We start from the raw sequence: 20,300 nt of genomic DNA, 5'->3' as shown, positions 1-20,300 counted from the left end.
TCTGTCTATTTATAATCGACGCACATATTACGTGGTGGCGTCCCTGGTTCCAACCCATGACAATGGCCGACTATTCCTGACGTGACATATCACTCATCGACGTGGAGATCGTCGGCTAGCTGACACTTCGCGCTAATACGGGTTGACCGACGAGCTATGCGTATTAATCCGTATGTCGTGAAGGATCGACGGGAATGCGCGTTGGGGACACTCGGTGCGGCTGCACACACGACACCCGGGCCCAATCGGCGTTGCCGCCGCCAGGTCCGAAAGGTCCAAACCCTCGGCATATACCGTGCGTTCCGCATGGCGAGCCTCGCACCCCAGGCCAATGGCGAACACTTTTCCCGGCTGGCCGAACCGTCGTCGATAGTGTTTCACGGTCCTCGCCACCCACATATACGTCCGCCCATCCGGCATCTGCGCTAGCTGGCGCATCACTTTCCCCGGGTAGGAGAACGTCTCGTACACATTCCACAACGGGCACGTGCCGCCCGAATGTGTGAAATGAAAGCCCGTCGCCGATTGCCGCTTCGACACATTCCCAGCGCGGTCCACGCGGACAAAGGTCCATGGTATTCCCCGCAGCTTCGGACGCTGCAGGGTAGATAAGCGGTGGCAGATCGTCTCATACCCCATGCCGTAGGCCGTCGACAGGTACTCGATGTCATATCCGGCGCGCTCTGCCTGAGCGTGAAAATTCGTGTACGGCAACACCAGGGCCGCAGCGTAGTACGTTGCCGCGCCCCTCACCGCGAGTTGGCGGGATTCGTCGGACGTAAACCGCGGGTCCTCGTCGACAAGAGAATGCAGCTGATCGCCCACCTCTAAATAGGCAAGCTCCGTAGCCATGCGGAAAGCCTTCTGCCCCGACGTGAGATGCGCGTCGATGGTGAGCACGCCGGTGTCGGGGAAAAAGCGGTGCTGGACCATGTGCTCGGCGGTATCCGGGTGCTCATTCCCGCCGCTATCCAGGTGGGAGATGTAGCGAACCTCGACACCATACTTCGAGGTCAGCCGGGTTGCGACGCAATCTTCGACGTGGTTGATATTGGGCACACCCAGACCCAGCGTCCCGGCGAGTTCCTCGGCCGCAACATCAAGCGAATCAATGTAGTTTTGGCGCGCATAGAAGAAATCACGAACCTCTTCATGAGGCATCGTGAGCGCGTCGGACCCCGTCGACGAATCCTCCACATCCGACCGGTTCCGCTCCTCGGTGACCAGCGACAACTTGTCCGAAACGTTGCGATAGCGGCGGTGAATGTCCACCAGCGCGCGGGCAAGCTCCGGGTGAGTGTGCACGAGATCCGCCACCTCTTGCACATCAATGCTGGTGGGGCACACCTCGCGGTCCAGGGTGACGTCGTGAACCTCGGCGACCAGGCGGGAATCGTCTTCGCGCGAAAAGAAAGCCTCGTCGATTCCGAAAACATGGGTGATTTTCCGGAGAACCGACGAGGTCAGCGGGCGACTGTCATTTTCAATTTGGTTGACGTAACTGGCAGAGAGCCCGAGAGCGTGCGCAAGGGTTGCTTGGCTTAACTCCCGTTCTTTGCGGAGCTGCTTGAGCCGCGTCCCGACGAATACGCGCGAGGACGGGCCCTCCTTCTCAGCTCCAGTGGTCATGCGACAACAATAGAGCGTCGCCGCGAGCGATAAAGGGGTTTTGCGCAGATTCCTCGACGCGGCCTGCGCGCACCCGCGGACTCAGCCCGGGCCGGTAGGGCCAGCCGGGCGGACTGACCTAGTGGAACTGGCCTTCTTCCGTGGAGCCCTTGAGCGCAACGGTGGAGGAGTTCGGGTCCACCGTAGTGGCAACGCGGTCGAAGTAACCGGCACCGACCTCGCGCTGGTGCTTGACGGCGGTGAATCCTCGCTCCTTGGCGGCCTCGAACTCGCGGTTCTGCAGGTCCACGAAGGCCGTCATCTGCTCGCGCGCGTAGCCGTAGGCCAGGTCGAACATCGAGTAGTTCAGTGAGTGGAAACCAGCCAAGGTGATGAACTGGAACTTGAAGCCCATCTTGCCCAGCTCGTTCTGGAACTTCGCGATCTCGTCCTTCTCCAGGTGTGAGGACCAGTTGAACGACGGCGAGCAGTTGTAGGCCAGCAGCTGGTCGGGGAACTCTTCGTGGACACCGTCGGCGAACTTCTTGGCCAACTCCAGGTCAGGCGTGCCGGTCTCCATCCAGATGAGGTCCGCATAAGGGGCGTAGGACTTGGCGCGCGCAATACACGGCTCGATCCCGTTCTGAACGTGGTAGTAGCCCTCCGCAGTGCGGTCGCCCGTAATGAACTTCTGGTCGCGCTCGTCCACGTCCGAGGTAATTAGTGTCGCGGCCTCGGCGTCGGTGCGGGCAACGATCACGGTCGGCGTGTTCAGAACGTCCGCAGCCAACCGTGCCGATGACAGCGTACGGATGTGCTGCTGCGTCGGGATCAGCACCTTGCCGCCCAGGTGACCACACTTCTTCTCCGAGGCCAGCTGGTCCTCCCAGTGGGTACCGGCCGCACCGGCCTGAATCATGGCCTTCTGTAGCTCGAAGACGTTCAGAGCGCCACCGAAGCCGGCCTCGGCGTCGGCAACGATGGGCACCAGCCAGTTATCGACGGCGGTATCACCCTCGATGCGCGCAACCTCGTCGGCACGAAGAAGTGCATTGTTGATGCGGCGCACGATCTGCGGAACTGAGTTAGCGGGGTACAGAGACTGGTCGGGGTAGGTCTGAGCAGCCAAGTTGGCGTCGCCCGCAACCTGCCAACCGGACAGGTACACGGCCTTCAGCCCAGCGCGAACCTGCTGGACAGCCTGGTTACCGGTGAGAGCGCCGAGGGCGTTGATGTAGCCGTCGCCCTCTTCGTGGATGGCGTCAAAAAGGATTTCGGCGCCGCGCCGGGCGAGGGTGTTTTCCTCGACGACGGTGCCCTGGAGCGCTTCGACATCCTCCGCCGTGTAGTTGCGGGTGATGTCCTTCCAGCGAGGGTTGGTTTCCCAATCCTTCTTGATTTCTTCAGCGGTACGGGCCTGTCCAACCGTAGACATTGTGCTCACTCCTATGAGGTCTAAGTTCTGGAGACGTTGACACCCACATATCGGGCTAAATCCGTAGAAAACCGGACATTGCGATTTCGGTGAATGTTTGTGTAGCCGGTGGCCATGGTGGCCTCGTTGGCGTGGTCTTAACCTTTATCGATGAGAAAACGCACGTCAATGACTTTTCAGATCGTATCTTTGTGCGGGGGTAGTGGGGGATTTTGCAAAGTTTGCAAACTTACGCGACCGTATGTTTCAGATCACAAAATCGACAACCGGCAATGAGCTGCATTAATGCAAAATATGATCTAGATAACTGGGTGCTGTGGTTCGCGTCACTCAATCGTGTTTTGTGCGTCACAGTAAAAAAGAGCGGGGGGAGCCGACGGGATATCTGGCACCGATTAGCTAAAAAGTGTTTCGCCGCACACCGAACTCCCTTAGTGTTAGCCACACCAGTGTTAGCAACACCACCGAGAACAGTTGTCGTTCCGAATGTTCCGAAGGAGAAGCTATGACAACCGCCACGTCCGACAACACACCCCGCACCAAAGTCGCTGGCCTTCAGGTGGCCACCACCCTTTATGACTTCATTACCGGCTCGGTCCTTCCCCGCACCGGCCAGGACCCCGACGCTTTCTGGTCCGGCTTCGCGGACATCGTGAAAACCTATACGCCTCGCAATAAGGAACTCTTAGCGCGCCGCGAGGAACTGCAAACCAAGCTCAATGAGTGGTACACCGAGCACCCCGGCGAGCAAAACATCGACGATTACGACGCCTTCCTCCACGAGATCGGCTACGTGGTGGACAATGACGATGACTTCCAGATCGACCCCGTCAATATCGACCCCGAGATCTCGGAAACCAGTGGCCCTCAACTGGTGGTTCCCGTGCTCAACGCCCGCTTCGCGCTGAACGCTGCGAACGCCCGGTGGGGTTCGTTATATGACGCCCTCTACGGCACCGACGCCATCCCCGAGGACGGTGGCGCCGAAAAGGGTAACGGCGGCTACAACAAAGTCCGCGGCGATAAGGTCATCGCCTGGTCGCGTGATTTCCTCGACAAGGCAGTTCCCCTGGTCGACGCATCCCACCACGACGTCACCAAGTACGACATTTCCGACGGATCCTTCGTCGGCTATGTCAACGATGAGAAGCATGAGCTGCGCGAACCGGAGGTTTACGCCGGATACGCCGGGGACAAGTCCAACCCGACGTCGATTTTGTTGCGGCACAACGGGCTGTACATCGACATTTTGATCGACCCCGAATCCCCCATCGGATCCACCGACAAGGCCGGAGTCAAGGACATTATTCTCGACGCCGCCGTCAGTACGTTGATCGACTTTGAAGACTCCGTGGCCGCCGTCGATGCGACCGATAAAACCCTGGGGTACAGCAACTGGTTCCAGCTGAACACCGGTGAGCTGGAAGAAGAGGTGACGAAGGGGGACAAGACGTTCACCCGTCGGCTCAACCCCGACCGCGAATACACCAGTCCGGACGGCGAATCCTTCACCGTTCACGGCCGCACCTTGATGTTTACCCGCAATGTGGGCCACCTCATGACCAACCCGGCGATCCTGCTGGAAGACGGGTCCGAGGTGTTCGAAGGCATCATGGACACCGTCATGACCGCCGTGTGCGGCATCCCGGGGATTGACAAGAACAACCCCATGTACAACTCCAGCAATGGGTCGATCTACATCGTGAAGCCCAAGCAGCACGGGCCGGAGGAAGTGGAATTCACCAACGACCTGCTGGGTGCCACCGAGAAGCTCCTGGGTCTCCCGGAGAACACCATCAAGGTCGGAGTGATGGATGAAGAGCGACGGACCACGCTGAACCTCGACGCATGTATCAAGGCCGTGTCCAAGCGGCTGGCCTTCATTAACACCGGCTTTCTGGACCGCACCGGCGACGAAATCCACACCTCCATGGAGGCCGGCCCCATGATCCGCAAGGGCGAAATGAAATCCGCTCCCTGGATGCAGGGTTATGAGGACAACAATGTCGACGCTGGCATCGCCCACGGACTACCCGGCAAGGCGCAGATCGGTAAGGGAATGTGGGCAAAGACCGAGCTCATGGCTGACATGTTGGCCGAGAAGATCAGCCAGCCGGAACAGGGGGCCACCACCGCGTGGGTTCCGTCGCCCACCGCAGCAACACTGCACGCCACGCACTATCACCAGGTGGACGTGTTCACTGTCGACGAGAAACTCCGCGCTGCTGGGCGTCGTGATAACTACCGCGACCGCCTCACCGTCCCCGTATCGCCGGACGGAAAGTGGAGCGATGAAGACATTAAGGAAGAGGTAGACAACAACTGCCAGTCCATCCTGGGCTACGTCATCCGCTGGGTGGAGCAGGGCGTTGGTTGCTCCAAGATTCCGGATATTCACGACGTTGACCTCATGGAAGACCGCGCTACGCTGCGTATTTCCTCGCAGCTGCTGGCCAATTGGCTGCGTCACGGCATCATTACGAAGGATTACGTGATCGAGGCATTGAAGCGCATGGCGAAAGTCGTCGATAAGCAAAATGAGGGAGACCCGGCGTACCGCCCGATGTCGGCTGATTATGACAAGTCGATCGGTTGGCAGGCGGCGAAGGACCTGATTTTGGACGGGACGACCTCGCCCTCCGGCTACACCGAGCCGATTCTGCACCAGCGCCGTCGCGAATTCAAGGAACGCGAAGGGATCGCATAGGATCCTGCTGCGTTGGTGCTGTAACTGCTGCGTCTGTCACAGGTGATGGGTACCCTCATACGTAGACGGTGAAGGTCGAGCAGAAAGGTAACTTGTGGTGACGCAGTCAGCAGATACACCAACGCTTCAGGATCTTCTGAAATTCAAGGTCGTGCTCTTCGACCTTGATGGGGTTCTCACCCCCACGGCGACGCTCCACCAGCAGGCGTGGGCGACGATGTTCCAGGCGTTCTTGGCAGAGCGCGGCGAACGCGCCTACACCGACCAGGACTATTTCGATTACCTGGACGGGCGTCGTCGGGATGAGGCCATTCAAGCGCTCTTGGAATCGCGCGGCATCTCTCTTCCTTATGATCGTGCCGACGCAGGCCTCGATGGCGACGACAATCCCACCGATAACACCATCACAGGGTTAGGGCTGCGCAAGAACCGCGACTTCCTCGACCTCCTCAAGCGCGGGATGGATCCGTACCCTGGTTCATTGCAGCTGCTCCACGCGATGAAGGACCACAACGAGTCCCACTCGTCGGATGCCGTGCAGATGGGCGTGGTGTCGTCGTCAAAGAACACGCCGAGGGTCCTGGAATCAGCCGGGCTCACTGATTATTTCCCCCATGTTGTCGACGGGACCATCGCGGAGGAGAAAAAGCTCAAGGGGAAGCCGGCACCCGATACCTATGTGTATGGCGCCGAATTGTTTGGCCTCACCCCTGCCGACGCCGTTGTCGTTGAGGACGCCACCAGCGGTGTGGCTGCGGGGTGTGCCGGTGAATTTGGGTACGTCCTCGGTGTCAATCGCGGTGCAGGGAAAGACGCGTTGCTGAAGGCCGGGGCCGATGCCGTCGTTGACGACCTCGGCGAGCTGGTGTAAAAAAGGCCCCCTGCCAGCCAACCCACAACCTACGGATCGGTAGCCTGGTCGATAGGCTGTGACTGCAGCAGCTCATGCCGTTAACGTCACCACAAGGATCCCTAGGAGAGTGAATGAGCCCGAAAGCATCGCAAGCGACGTCGGAAGCTTTTCTTGCTGCCCGTCGCCATGGACATAAGGACCAAAAGGGCTCGATTGATGACGGCCGCCAGGATGGATTACTGGCCCGCGCCGACGGCCACCACCACGGGGTTGACCCAGAGTCCACCATCGACCGCGAAAACAATCCCGTCGACCCGTGGCGGCTCATCGAGCGCGTCCCCAACCGCATGGACCTGGGGGTATCGGAATCCATCTTCGCCCTCTCCAACGGGTACATGGGCATGCGCGCGAACCCCTCCGAGGGGCGCGATTCCGCCTACCACGGCACCTACATCAACGGCCTCCACGAAACATGGAACATCCGCCACGCGGAAGACGCTTACGGCTTAGCCCGCAAGGGGCAGACACTGGTCTCGGCACCCGATGCCAAGCCGATGCGCCTATATATTGACGACGAACCTCTCCGCTTGGGCAGCGCCGACCTCGAAGACTACGAACGCACCCTGGACTTCCGCGAGGGCATCCTCCGCCGCAACCTCATCTGGCGCACCCCGTCGGGCAAGCGCGTGCGGGTGACCTCCGAGCGAATGATCTCCTTCCAGGAGAAACACCTGGCCATCATGAGTTTGGAGGTTGAGCTTCTCGACGCCGACGCGGCCGTCGTTATTTCGTCGCAAATTCTGAACCGCCAGGACGGCGAGGACGAATATCACGGTGGCGGCAATGGTGATAGCGCCAACAGTGCCACGGAGAAGGACCCCCGCCAGGGTGAGACAATTGAAGCACGCGTCCTCATCCCGACATTCCGGGCTCACCCGGCGCCAGAGCGCGCCACCTTAGGATACCGGTGTGCCGAGTCCGGCATGACCGTGACCTGCAGCATGGACCACAGATTAACGGTAGACATGCCGGGTGCGGAGTCGCTGAATACCCGTGAAGAAGCGGGCGTGGAAGTGGATGCACGCGTGCGTGACGATAATGCCCGCGTCGTTCACCACCTCAATGGCAAACAAGGAATGACGATACGGCTGGAAAAGTTCGTGTCCTACCATTCCTCCCGGCATGTGGCGGCTGAAGAACTAGCCTTTCGTTGTGCACGCACGATTAACCGCGCGGTGCAGGTGGGATTTCCGGCCTTGCAACAGAATCAGCGCGAATGGCTCAATGCATTCTGGGAACGCTCCGACGTGGAAATCACCGGGCAGCCGACCATTCAGCAGGCTGTTCGGTGGAACCTGTTCCAGCTGGTGCAGGCCTCGGCGCGGGCTGACGGACATGGTATTCCCGCGAAAGGAATGACCGGGTCCGGCTATGGCGGGCACTATTTCTGGGACACAGAAATTTATGTCATGCCGTTCCTGAGCTACACGAACCCGTCGTTCGCCAGGAATGCGATGCGCTTCCGTTTCCTCATGCTTCCCGCTGCTCAGGAGCGTGCCCGGGAGCTTTCCCATGACGGAGCATTGTTCCCGTGGCGCACCATTAACGGCCTCGAATCAAGTGCGTATTACGCGGCAGGGACCGCTCAGTACCACATCGATGCGGACATCGCGTACGCCCTCATGAAGTACGTGTACGCGTCGGGAGATACGGATTTTCTGTTGCGCGAAGGCATCCACATTTTGGTGGGCACAGCGCGGTTCTGGATGTCCTTGGGCTTCTTCGACCGTGATGGCGAATTCAATATTCACTCCGTCACGGGGCCCGACGAGTACACCACCGTCGTGAATAACAACCTCTACACGAACGTCATGGCGGAATATAACCTGCGCGTGGCTGCCGATGTTGTTCGCCAAATGAAGGCAGACCGGCCCAATGACTACGCTGACCTGGCGAAACAGTACGGCCTGGATGAGGAAGAAATAGAGCTGTGGGATAAAGCAGCCGAGCACATGCATATCCTGCTGGACCCGAAGTTGGGGATCCACCCGCAGGATGACCAGTTCTTGGAGCGCGAGCGCTGGAACCTTGACGACCCCGCCGTCGGCCCGAAGCGCCCGCTGTTGCTGCACTACCACCCGCTCACCATCTACCGCTACCAGATCATCAAGCAGGCCGATGTCGTGTTGGCGCTGTTCCTGCGGGGTAACCGGTTCACCCGAGAAGAGAAACTGGCCGACTACAACTACTACGACGAGTTGACCACCGGCGATTCGACCCTGTCCGCCGTCGTTCAGTCCATCGTCGCGGCAGAGCTGGACCTCAAAGACAAGGCGATGGATTTCTTCCTCCGTGGCCTGTTCGTGGACTTAGGCAACTTGCACGGGAACACGAAAGACGGTGTGCACATTGCCTCCACCGGCGGTGTGTGGTCCGCGCTCGTGTACGGCTTCGGCGGTTTCCGTGATTATGAGGGCCGCTACAGCATCAACCCGCGGCTGCCCGATGAGTGGGAAGAGCTCATTTATCGGATCACCCTTCACGGTTGCCGCATTCGCGTCGCTATCCGACGTCACTCCGTCGAACTCGTGGTGGAGGAGGGGCTTCACGACGTCGGCCCCATTGAGGTCGGTGGCCGCGAAGTTGTCGTGACTCACGAGCCGATGACCATCGCTTTGCCTGGTGAGCGCAACCTCGACGACGACTAACGTCGCGCTCATACTGGACTGACGCCGCCAGCCCCCAACCGGGGGCAGCGCGTTGTCAGGAAATGTCCGTGTTTCTACCTAAACTGGCCTGTTGAGGCTACGCTAACGGGCTGCTTCGTGCGAAGAAAACAGCGTTAACATTGCAGGTCATGGCCGAAAAATTCCATCTATTTATCTCAGTGGTCAGTGGGGGTAAAGAATTACGCAAAGACGTAGTTGCGAAAAATCCGTCTTGACCACTAGTGATGTGTATCACGCGGTAGCAGTGTAAGTGGAGTGGACCTCCCTCGTCGTCGTACAGTAAGGCTGACACTGGAGGTGCCATGACTGTAAAAAACGCGAACCGTGACGCCATTGTTCACGGTAAAATAACGACGGATCCGCTCCGCGACAAGCCGGCGTTCCCGTCGTGGGCTATGAAAATGACGATGGCGATCACGGGCCTAATCTTCGGGCTATTCGTGCTCGTCCATATGATCGGTAACCTAAAGATCTACATGGGTGCGGATCACTATAACGACTACGCGGAATTCCTGCGTACAATGTTCGAACCCTTGTTCCCCCGTGAAGGCGTTCTGTGGATCGCACGTATTGTCCTACTTGTCTGCCTGGTTTTACACGTGTACTGCGGTTTGGCATTACACGGGCGTGCACGGCAGTCACGGGGTAAATTCCGCCGGACAGGGCTTGTGTCGGGGATGAACACCTTCGCAGCACGGTCCATGGTTGTGACGGGCCTGGTCCTACTGCTGTTCATCATCTTCCACATTTTGGACTTGACGCTGGGCGTGCGGCCGATCGGATCGAGTGAATTTGAGGAGAACACCGCCGGTCATGCGCATGCTTATGCCAACCTCATTCACAGCTTTGATCGTCCTGGGGTTGCGATTTTCTACATCCTTGCCATGGTGATTCTGTTCATCCACCTCTCGCACGGTATTTGGACGGCCATCTCTGATCTTGGAATTACCGGACACCGGTGGCGTCAAGTCATGCTATTTGTCGCTTACATAGTTCCGGCCATCATCATGATTGGCAATATTTCAATTCCCGTTGCTGTCCTGACCGGCGCGGTATCACTGTAGGCGGAGGTTACAAATATGAGTGCAGTTATTCAGAACCCCCATAATCAGGGGCCGGACTTCGACTACGACACCGCTGTAGAGAATTTCACCGCGCCTGATTCCAGCGTTCCCGGAGTGACCCTGGGCTCCAAGTTAAAGGACAACGCTCCTCACATGAAGGGGCTATCGCAGGCCGACGAGTGGGATTACGCTAAGCAACACTTCAAGCTGGTCTCACCCCTGAACCGTAAGAAGTTCACCGTTCTCGTCGTCGGTACCGGTTTGGCCGGTGGAGCTGCCGCAGCAGCACTGGGAGAGCTGGGCTACGACGTCAAAGTTTTCACCTATCACGACGCTCCCCGTCGTGCTCACTCGATTGCCGCGCAGGGTGGTGTGAACTCGTCTCGCTCGAAGAAGCTGGACAATGACTCCACCTACAACCACACCAAAGACACGGTGAAAGGTGGCGACTACCGCTGCCGCGAGAACGACTGTTGGCGTTTGGCAGAAGAGTCTCCTCGTGTCATTGACCACATGAATGCCGTGGGTGCACCATTCTCCCGCGAGTACGGCGGAACACTGGCCACCCGTTCATTCGGTGGTGTTCAGGTTTCTCGTACGTACTACACCCGTGGTCAGACAGGTCAGCAGCTACAGCTGGCGACAACCTCGGCGTTGCAGCGTCAGATTGGTGCCGGCTCTGTAGAGATCTTCACTCACAGCGAGATGATGGATCTCATTATCGACGATGGTCGCTGCCAGGGCATCGTCACCCGTAACCTCATTACGGGCGAACTGACTGCCCACACCGGCCACGCCGTGATCCTGGGAACCGGCGGCTACGGCAACGTTTACTACATGTCCACGTTGGCGAAGAACTCCAACGCGTCGGCCATTATGCGCGCCTATGACCAAGGCGCCTACATGGCATCGCCGTCGTTTGTGCAGTTCCACCCGACGGGTATCCCGGTGAACTCGGACTGGCAGTCCAAGACGATTTTGATGTCGGAATCGTTGCGTAACGATGCCCGCGTCTGGACGCCGAAGAAGAAGGCCGACGACCGCGACCCCAACGACATTCCCGAAGACGAGCGCGACTACTTCTTGGAGCGTCGCTATCCGGCATTCGGTAACCTCGTCCCTCGTGATATCGCTTCTCGTGCGAACTCGCAGCAGATCAACGGCGGATACGGTGTTGGTCCATTGCACAACTCCGTGTACTTGGATCTGCGTGACGCCATTCAGCGTCTGGGCAAGGACGTGATCAAGGAGCGTTACGGCAACTTGATCCAGATGTATGAAGAGACGATTGGTGAATCCGCATACGAAACACCAATGCGTATCGCTCCGACCTGCCACTACGTGATGGGTGGTCTGTGGACCGACTTCAACGACATGACGAACATCCCCGGCCTCTTCGCCGCCGGTGAGGCATCCTGGATGTATCACGGTGCGAACCGCTTGGGTGCTAACTCGCTGCTGTCAGCGTCGATTGACGGTTGGTTTACCTTGCCGTTCACGATTCCGAACTACCTGGCACCACTGCTGGGCACCAAGGTGCTCCCGGCTGATTCGCCGGCTGCTCAGGAAGCTCTGGAACGGTCCAAGAAGCGCATCGAAAAATTGATGAATATCCAGGCGAAGGACCCGCACGGGCCGGAATACTTCCACCGCAAGCTGGGAGACATCCTGTACTTCTCCTGCGGCGTGTCCCGTAACGTTGAAAACCTGGAAAAGGGTATCAAGGACATCCGTGAACTGCGCGATGAGTTCTGGCAGAACCTGCACATCCCGGGTGACGTCGATAACCTCAACCAGGTTTTGGAATACGCTAACCGTGTTGCTGACTACATGGATCTCGCCGAGCTCATGTGCGTTGACGCCATGGACCGCGACGAATCCTGTGGCGCCCACTACCGCGACGATCACCTCTCTGAAGATGGTGAGGCAGAGCGCGATGACTCCAAGTGGTGCTTCGTCTCTGCGTGGGAACACAACGGTGATGGCAAGTTCATCCGCCACGCCGAGCCTCTGTACTTCGACCGCATCCCTCTGATGACAAGGAACTACAAGTAATGAAACTGCATCTAGAGATCTGGCGTCAGGCGGGCCCGGAATCCGAAGGACACTTCGAGTCTGTCGATGTCGATGACGCCGTCGAGCAAATGTCCATCCTTGAGCTGCTGGACCACGTCAACGAAGGCTACATCGAGCAAGGCAAAGAGCCTTTCGCTTTCGCTTCTGACTGCCGTGAAGGTATTTGCGGCACCTGCGGCTTGACCATCAACGGCCGCCCGCACGGCCCGGACAAGAACAAACCGGCCTGCCAGCAGCGCCTGTTCAACTTCAAAGACGGTGACAGTATCAAGATCGAGCCGTTGCGCTCTGCGGCATACCCCGTGGTTAAGGATATGGTCGTAGACCGCTCCGCACTGGATCGCGTGCTGGAACAAGGCGGGTTTATCTCCGTCATGGCCGGTACCGCCCCCGATGCGGATTTCCTGCCCATGAACCACGCGGATGCCGAGAAAGCCCTCGACTTCGCGGCATGTATCGGCTGTGGTGCCTGCGTTGCGGCGTGCCCGAATGGTGCAGCGCACCTGTTCACCGGTGCGAAGTTGGAGCATCTGAAGCTCATGCCGCTGGGTAAGCAAGAGCGCGGCAAGCGTGCCCGCAAGATGGTTGACAACCTGGAAACCACCTTCGGCCCGTGCTCGTTGTACGGTGAATGCGCCGACGTTTGCCCAGCAGGAATCCCGTTGACCGCCGTGGCAGCCGTGACGAAGGAGCGTACTCGCTCCGCACTGCGGAACAAGGACAAATAGGTCATACCTGTCACTCCTACGTTCTGTTGGCCTGCACGAACTTTGCAGGGTGGCAGTTCAGGGGTGACTCCCGCGTCGGCTTATGGGTAGTCTTTTACCCATAAGCGGCTACACTAAAGGTCACACTCTGTGACCCACCCTGATTCAGGTCGTGAAAGGTAAAGTTATGTCTTCGTCTGAGCCTCAATTTGAAGGCGAGCCACACTACATAGAGGGCTATGTCCCCGTATCCCTCGCGTCACCGCATTCATCGCTGAACAGTAGCAAGACATGGTCGGGGATGGGATTCGTCCTCTCCGCACTCGCCTTCTTCGGCATCTTCATTTTTGGTTTGTCCACCGAGATCTTTGGCGGACAAGGGTGGTCCACCTACCTACTCGTCGGCGGACTCATTGGCGGGATCCTGTGCCTCGCTCTCGGCTTCGGCCTTATCCACGCTGGCCGCGCCCCCTACCGCGAGTACAAGAAGCGCACCGGACGCCTTCACTAAAAGGCGCCACGTGTGTGCACGGCTGTGCTGTTCCTGCAGTTCAGTATGGCCCCCGAAAGTTGTGCATGCGTGAACGCATCAATATCGCGCTTAGGTGAAATCAGATCCTGAGCACCTCCAGCAACGCCACCCCGTGTTCATGGGGTGGCGTTGTTTTATGTCTGCAGCTTTTCTGTACCACGTCGTGCAAAAAACTCGGGTATCCAGCATCACCCAAGCTTGAACGCAACGTTTATGCAGCACGTGTTAGCGCGTGCGTGTCGTGTCCTAGCACCCTGGCACAATAGAACTGTGACTGATTCTGGACCCCGTCATGCCCTTCCCGCGGACAATTCCTCCGCCAACGATTCACCCACTCGTGCCTCCTCAGGAGACAAACTGCCACGCCGAACACCCACCGACACGGCTGTAGTCAGGCACGACGCAGCCTCGGCAGCCCCTGCAGCTGTGGACGACCGTGGGGACTTCTCTAACCAGGCGCCTGCACCACGCGGCACTACGTCGGCACAGTCGCCGTCGTCGGAAACCCTTCCGCCGGTCAGTGATGAGGCAGGCCGTCGTCGAGAATTAAAAAAATATAAAGCCATCGCTACAGGGCTGTTAGTCCTCGCTACGGTCATCTATCTTGTGTGCCGGTGGCTGGAGCAGGATTCCGACGCCGCCTGGATCGGTTATGTCCGCGCTGCCTCCGAAGCAGGCATGGTCGGTGCCCTCGCGGACTGGTTCGCCGTGACAGCCCTGTTCCGGCGGCCTATGCACTTGCCCATTCCTCATACGGCGATCATTCGACGCAAAAAAGACCAGGTTGGCGAGGCATTATCGGGGTTCGTGGGGGACAATTTTCTCAATGCCGAGCTCATTACCGACAAAGTTCAGAAGGCCGATATTCCCGCTAGAGTGGGGCAGTGGGCGTCAGAGCCGGCCAATGCGGCGCGGGTTTCTGAAGAGGTTGGTAACGCGACGATCGCCATCGTTGAGGGAATCGACGATGAGGAAGCCGCCGAGATGATCCGCACGATGGTGATCGACCGTATCGCGGAGCCAGACTGGGGGCCGCCCGCAGGTGCGCTCATGGAACAATTCATTGCGGAGGGAAAAGCTGAGCCAGTTGTCGACACGATTATTTCCTGGGCATATGATCGCGCCCGCGATTCCGAAGAGCTCATCACGCGGTTGCTCAACCAGCGTGCACCCTCGTGGGCACCGGGGTTCATCAACGACCTTGTCGGGGAACGCGTGTACAGGGAGATCGTCGACTTCGCGTACAAGGTGAAGACAGAGCCGGACCATGAGGCCCGCCAGGCGCTGCGTCGGGTGGTCAATCAATGGGCCTCGGACCTGCAGCACGATCCGGAGATGATCAACAGGGTCGAGGAGTTTAAACACGATGTGTTGTCCTCCGCCCCCGTGCAGGCTGCGCCTGCAACCGTCTGGCGGAATATGAAAGAACAAATTGTTCGCATGGCGTCGGACCCGCAATCACATGTTCGACGCAGAATTGCCGAGGAAGTCTCTCTATATGCCACCCGACTGTTGACGGACGCGGAGCTCCGCGCGCGATGGGGAGAGCGAGTCACGGGAACCGCGCGCTATATCGCGCAAAACTTCTCGGGCGAAGTGACCAGTATTATTTCCGAAACAGTGGAGCGCTGGGATGCCGACGAAGCCAGCGACAAGATCGAGCTCATGGTGGGCAAGGACCTGCAATACATTCGCTTTAATGGCACTATTGTGGGATCCTTGGCCGGGCTGCTGATTTACACGCTCTCGCAGCTGGTGCTGAGCCTGTAGTCTGGCAGTGAGTCCGCCACCTTTGAGAACTACGTAGTGGGAGAGTCCGCGATGCATGTCATGATGACAATTTTCATGGTCCTCGGTTGGGTCATGGTGGCCATGAAATTAGCCATCACCGTCGTGGGGGTCGTGGGCGCGATCGTTGTGGCTTCTACTCGCTCCGACGCGTTTGAGGCCGGGGATCGTCGCCCCAAATGGCAGTGGTTCGGCATCCTAGTGGTATCGACGCTCCTCGTGCTGTTCACCAGGAGCTTCATCTGGCTCTTCGGCATCGTGGCTATCGGCGTGTACTGGTTTGATGTGTACCCGCAGCTCAAGAGTATTCAAAACGGCGAATACTACTGAGTACAAATACTACTGATGGGCGCCGACCCGGCCCGCGGCTGAATCACTGGTCGAGCCATCGTTGTGCGTCCCCAGAATCTGATTGGCACTATCAGACAGCGCTTTCAGATCGACGTCGTGGCCTTCCTCCGTCACGCGCATCCCCCGGCTGGTGACCTCCACATGAGTGGCCCTTAGCTCCTTATTGCTGACATTGGCGGCATCTTCAATTTGCGACGTTAAAACGTCGGCCACAGACTGCGGAAGCGACATACCGAGCAACTTCGCGTTGGTCACCTTCATGGTGAGGTCGCCGCTGTCGATAGTGGGCTTGATCTCTAGATCGGCCAAGCCACCAGATAACTCGAGGCTGAAGGTGCCTTTGGATGGGTTGGGGTTGACTGCGGTGACTTTGATAGCGCGATCAGCAATGGATTGTGCCGCAGCGGAGTAATTAGCTTGGCTGTAGGAATGGCTTCTAGCATTGTGCGAATTGGTGTTTGAACTGCTATTTCGCGTGACACCACCTTGTGCTGCGGCTTCGATGTAATCGGTGGATAGGGTGGTACCCAGCGTGAGTGTGCCCGCAGCGTGGGACTTCATGTTGAGATTGTCGATCGTGATTGTCGACGGTGGATATCCACTGACATCGGGGGTAGATGTGGCTCCATCAGGGTAGGTTACGTCGAGTGAATTCGGAATATCGACCTTCACATGGCTGAGCTTTCGCGTGATTACTGCAGGTAGAACTGGGTGTGCGCCGAATGAGATCTGTGCGGAGGAGGACGTATCATTCGCGTGCTCTGAGAGTTCCTTTTTTATATGAGAGGACACGTAGGCCCGCGCGGCAAATTCGGCGACCACGAGTACCACGATGGCCAATACGATGACGACCACCATGATTTTTCCCAAAGAAGACTTAGAGCGATTCACGCGGACAAGTAAACCGGAGATCGTGGGGCCTCGGCAAGGGAAAATGCCGTATTTAGGAATGTTGTAGAAAACTATTCAGCAAATTCACAGAGTAACGCATCATTATGTGCCAGATCGACCGGTTTCTGTGCTTCTACAGACTAGGTTTTCAATGATGAAGGTTATCGATTATGTCCGGTGGATGGGGATTGGAGCAGTTGTACAAACTGCGACACCGGAGGTAACAAACTCGAAAGGGTTCGTGACCTCCGGTTTCTTTGTTCTTGTGAACTTTGGCGGTCGAGGATTGCAAGTGTGGGGATTTACATCCGAACTCCCGCTCTCGGCTTTCGTACTTTTGTTTTCGATGGTGTCAACAAGTCATCTTGCTTGTTGTCTTGATCTGACGGCCTTGGCCAGGAAACGCTTCGCTGCGGCCACGTTCTGCTTCGGAGAGAGGTAAAAGTCCAGGGTCTGGCCACCGGCGGTGATCGCCCGATAGAGGTAGCACCACCTGCCGCCGACCCGGATATAGGTCTCGTCCACCCGCCAGGAACTGGCCTGCCAGTCAGGTATCTGTCGGTACCACCGTGTTTGCTTGTCCAGCTCAGGGGCGTATTTCTGGACCCAGCGGTAGATCGTGGTGTGATCGACCGGCACGCCCCGCTCGGTCATCATTTCCTCCAAATCGCGGTAGCTCACCCCGTAGTGGCAATACCACCGCACTGCCCACAGAATAATGTCACGGGGGAAATGACGACCGGAAAAGATACCCATGACTGTGACTATTTCACGTCACTCTTCCTACTGCCCCAACTTTGCAACAGCACCTTTCAGGGTCATATGGGGGCAGTGGAGAGAAGTGGTGGGTCAGTGGACGGCGGTGGATGCCGGAGTAGGCGTGGTGTGTTGCTCCTTCGACTCGGTCGGAGCCAGGTGAGCCGGATCCAGATCAATGCGGCGCAACAGCTGGGCGTTCAGGGCCACCACGATGATCGAGGCAGACATCAAGATCGCGCCCACGGCCGGGGACAGCACGAACCCGATCGAGGCGAGCACTCCGGCGGCCAACGGCACGGCGAGGATGTTGTAGCCAGAGGCCCAGATCAGGTTCTGGATCATCTTGCGGTAGCTGGCCTGGGACAGCTCAATCATCGACAGCACTGCCCGCGGGTCATCACTGGCTAGGACCACCCCGGCAGATTCCATGGCCACATCCGTGCCGGCACCGATGGCGATACCGACGTCCGCGCGGGTCAGAGCGGGGGCGTCATTGACACCGTCACCGACCATGGCCACGCTCAAACCCCGGTCCTGCAGCTGCGTGACCTTGGTGTCTTTGTCCTGGGGCAGGACCTCGGCGAAGACCTCATCAATGCCTAGGTCCTGACCAACCGCCTGGGCCACCTGCTGGGCGTCGCCGGTGATCATCGCGACCTTCACCCCGCGGTCCTGCAGGGCTTTCACGGCGGCGCGGGATTCGGGGCGGATCTTGTCCTCGACGGCTACCGCACCGATGATCTGACCGTCGCGGACAATATGGAGCACACCGGCCCCACGCCCGGTCCAGGCGCTGGTGGTGTCGGTGAGCTCGGCCGGGGTGGTGAGGTTGAACTCGCGCAGCATGTTCGGCCCGCCCACGAGGATCTCAGCGCCATCGACAGTGGCCCGGACCCCCCGGCCGGAGGCGGCGCTGAAACCAGTTGCACGGATTTGCCGACGGGAGGCCTCGGGATGGGCGGCCGCGGCTGCCACGATGGCGCGGGCCACGGGGTGCTCGCTGTCGGCCTCCGCGGCGGCGGCTAGGGCCAGCAGCTCGCCCTCGGTGACGCCGACAGCTGCCGCGACACCGGTGACCACGTGCGCACCCTCGGTCAGGGTGCCGGTTTTGTCGAAGAGCACCACGTCGATGGTGCGCATCCGCTCGAGCGCCATCCGGTCCTTGATGAGCACCCCGGATTTCGCGGCCCGCTCGCTGGAGATCGCAATGACCAGCGGAATCGCCAGGCCCAGGGCGTGCGGGCAGGCGATGACCAGCACCGTGACCGTGCGCACCACGGCATCGTCCGGGCTGCCGATGATGGTCCACACCACCGCGGTGATCAGAGCGGAGATCAGCGCGAACCAGAACAACAACGCCGCCGCCCGATCCGCCAGGGCCTGGGCCCGGGAGGAGGACTCCTGGGCGTCGGCAACCATGCGTTGGATCCCGGCCAGGGCGGTGTCCCCGCCGGTAGCCTCCACCCGGATGCGGACGGTGTTGTCGGTGGCCACGGTACCGGCGACCACCTTGTCACCGGTGTCGCGGAAGACGGGACGGGATTCGCCGGTGATCATCGCCTCATCGAATTCGGCGGCTCCGTCGAGGATGGTTCCGTCGGCCGGCACCCGGGCACCGGCCCTCACCAGCACGACGTCGTCGACGACCAGCTCGGAGATGGCCACGGTGCGGGTGGTCCCGTCGATGACTTTCTCGGCCTCATCCGGCAGCAGGGCAGCCAGCGCGTCAAGCGCGGAGGACGCGGCCCCGAGAGCGCGCATCTCCAGCCAGTGGCCCAGCAGCATGATGGTCACCAGCAGGGCCAGCTCCCACCAGAAGTCCAGGTCGAAACCGCCCAGCCCCAGAGTGGTGACCCAGGAGGCGACAAACGCCACGGTGATGGCCATGGCGATCAGGAGCATCATCCCGGGTTGGCGGGATTTCAGTTCTTTCCATCCACCCTTGAGGAAAGGCGTTCCGCCGTAGACGAAGATGATCGTGCCCAGCACCGGGGGGATCCAGGTGGATCCGGGAAATGCCGGGAGGTGGTAGCCAAGCAGGTGGGCGACCATGGGACTGAAAATAACGACGGGAATGGACAAAATCAGCGACCACCAGAAGCGGTCCCGAAACATTGCGGTGCTGTGTCCGGCGTGTTCGCCGTGACCATGAACGTGGTGGTCTTCGTCCAGGGCGGAGTGCGGGTGATCGTGGGGCATCGCCTGGCCGTGGGTGTCGGGATCTGCGTGGTGTTCGTGGCTGGCATGATCCGGGTGGTGGGTGTGGTCTGTTTCCGTAGCGGGGTGATCACCATGGTGATCACCGGAATGGTGGGGAGTGCTCATGACGTTTCTTTCGCTCAACCCGGTCGGGGTCGAGATGATGGGTAAAACTGATCAGGATAAGACGGTGTAGCCGGCCTCCTCGATGGCCTGGCGAACCATCTCCGGAGGTACGACACCGGTGACCGTGACGGTGGAAACTCCACCAGCAGCGAGATCAATCTGGACGTCGTCGACCTGGGGGAGGGCCTGAAGGGCCTGGGTCACGCTTTTCGCGCAGTGCCCGCAGGTCAGACCGGTGACCTGGTAGCTAGGGGAGGACCCTCCTGCTGACGAGTCGCTGGCGGCAGGGATGGAGGCGGTGTCGGCACGTGAGGCAGGTCCGCAACAGCTGCAGCCGTGGGAGGCCATCGGCAAGAGGCGGGGCGGGGAGGTGATCATGGGAAAGCTCCTACGAGTCGGTGGGATGCGGTGATGCCACTCTAGCGTATACCCCCCGGGGGTATATTTTCAATGGGTGGAGGGCGCGGCTCTCACG

General features: G+C 59.2%; 14 protein-coding genes and 1 pseudogene. 9 read left to right on the top strand and 6 right to left on the bottom strand.

Annotated elements, in window-relative coordinates; all coding sequences use genetic code 11:
- Positions 1-132: 132 nt before the first annotated feature.
- A complete protein-coding gene (ramB, locus tag CKROP_RS09630; protein WP_012732555.1) occupies positions 133-1,629 on the bottom strand; it encodes an acetate metabolism transcriptional regulator RamB in 1,497 nt (498 codons plus the stop codon).
- Positions 1,630-1,747: 118 nt separating this feature from the next.
- Entirely contained in the window at positions 1,748-3,043 is a 1,296-nt protein-coding gene (gene aceA, locus CKROP_RS09625) for an isocitrate lyase (RefSeq protein WP_012732554.1), read from the bottom strand.
- A gap of 505 nt (positions 3,044-3,548) precedes the next feature.
- Here aceA and CKROP_RS09620 point away from each other — a divergent pair.
- The 9 genes from CKROP_RS09620 to CKROP_RS09580 all read left to right on the top strand — a co-directional run bounded on the left by CKROP_RS09620 (position 3,549) and on the right by CKROP_RS09580 (position 15,829).
- A complete protein-coding gene (locus tag CKROP_RS09620; RefSeq protein ID WP_012732553.1) occupies positions 3,549-5,750 on the top strand; it encodes a malate synthase G in 2,202 nt (733 codons plus the stop codon).
- Positions 5,751-5,847: 97 nt separating this feature from the next.
- Positions 5,848-6,621, top strand: coding sequence for an HAD family hydrolase (locus CKROP_RS09615; RefSeq protein ID WP_236881704.1), 774 nt, complete (start codon positions 5,848-5,850; stop codon positions 6,619-6,621).
- A gap of 113 nt (positions 6,622-6,734) precedes the next feature.
- Positions 6,735-9,311, top strand: coding sequence for a glycoside hydrolase family 65 protein (locus tag CKROP_RS09610; RefSeq protein WP_012732551.1), 2,577 nt, complete (start codon positions 6,735-6,737; stop codon positions 9,309-9,311).
- A gap of 323 nt (positions 9,312-9,634) precedes the next feature.
- On the top strand, positions 9,635-10,396 hold the full coding sequence (locus tag CKROP_RS09605) for a succinate dehydrogenase cytochrome b subunit (protein ID WP_012732550.1): 762 nt from the start codon (positions 9,635-9,637) through the stop codon (positions 10,394-10,396).
- 15 nt (positions 10,397-10,411) lie between these two features.
- Positions 10,412-12,451 (top strand): fumarate reductase/succinate dehydrogenase flavoprotein subunit, encoded by a 2,040-nt coding sequence (locus CKROP_RS09600; protein WP_012732549.1) that lies wholly within the window; start codon positions 10,412-10,414, stop codon positions 12,449-12,451.
- Positions 12,451-13,200: a succinate dehydrogenase/fumarate reductase iron-sulfur subunit gene (locus CKROP_RS09595; RefSeq protein ID WP_012732548.1), complete on the top strand. Its 750-nt coding sequence runs from the start codon at positions 12,451-12,453 to the stop codon at positions 13,198-13,200. Before CKROP_RS09600 ends, CKROP_RS09595 begins: the two co-directional genes overlap by 1 nt.
- Before the next feature lie 166 nt (positions 13,201-13,366).
- Positions 13,367-13,690 (top strand): hypothetical protein, encoded by a 324-nt coding sequence (locus CKROP_RS09590; protein WP_012732547.1) that lies wholly within the window; start codon positions 13,367-13,369, stop codon positions 13,688-13,690.
- A 234-nt stretch (positions 13,691-13,924) separates the two neighbouring features.
- Positions 13,925-15,481 carry a DUF445 domain-containing protein gene (locus CKROP_RS09585; protein WP_012732546.1) on the top strand — a complete coding sequence of 519 codons (1,557 nt, stop codon included), beginning with the start codon at positions 13,925-13,927 and terminating at the stop codon, positions 15,479-15,481.
- 60 nt (positions 15,482-15,541) lie between these two features.
- Positions 15,542-15,829: a DUF2516 family protein gene (locus CKROP_RS09580; RefSeq protein WP_041629636.1), complete on the top strand. Its 288-nt coding sequence runs from the start codon at positions 15,542-15,544 to the stop codon at positions 15,827-15,829.
- A gap of 9 nt (positions 15,830-15,838) precedes the next feature.
- Here the strand turns inward: CKROP_RS09580 and CKROP_RS09575 are convergent, their stop codons facing one another.
- The 4 genes and pseudogenes from CKROP_RS09575 to CKROP_RS09560 all read right to left on the bottom strand — a co-directional run bounded on the left by CKROP_RS09575 (position 15,839) and on the right by CKROP_RS09560 (position 20,203).
- Positions 15,839-16,741: an LmeA family phospholipid-binding protein gene (locus CKROP_RS09575; RefSeq protein ID WP_148209688.1), complete on the bottom strand. Its 903-nt coding sequence runs from the start codon at positions 16,739-16,741 to the stop codon at positions 15,839-15,841.
- Between the two features lie 378 nt (positions 16,742-17,119).
- A pseudogene (locus CKROP_RS09570) lies at positions 17,120-17,497 on the bottom strand (IS6 family transposase); the annotation flags it as partial.
- A gap of 93 nt (positions 17,498-17,590) precedes the next feature.
- Positions 17,591-19,825 (bottom strand): copper-translocating P-type ATPase, encoded by a 2,235-nt coding sequence (locus CKROP_RS09565; RefSeq protein WP_012732543.1) that lies wholly within the window; start codon positions 19,823-19,825, stop codon positions 17,591-17,593.
- 51 nt (positions 19,826-19,876) lie between these two features.
- Positions 19,877-20,203, bottom strand: a complete 327-nt coding sequence (locus CKROP_RS09560) for a heavy-metal-associated domain-containing protein (protein ID WP_012732542.1) — start codon at positions 20,201-20,203, stop codon at positions 19,877-19,879.
- Between the last annotated feature and the right edge of the window lie 97 nt (positions 20,204-20,300).

This window comes from Corynebacterium kroppenstedtii DSM 44385 (assembly GCF_000023145.1).
GTDB classification, from domain to species: domain Bacteria; phylum Actinomycetota; class Actinomycetes; order Mycobacteriales; family Mycobacteriaceae; genus Corynebacterium; species Corynebacterium kroppenstedtii.
The sequence above is the reverse complement of the archived record's forward strand: the minus strand, read 5'-3'. Positions and strand labels throughout refer to the sequence as shown.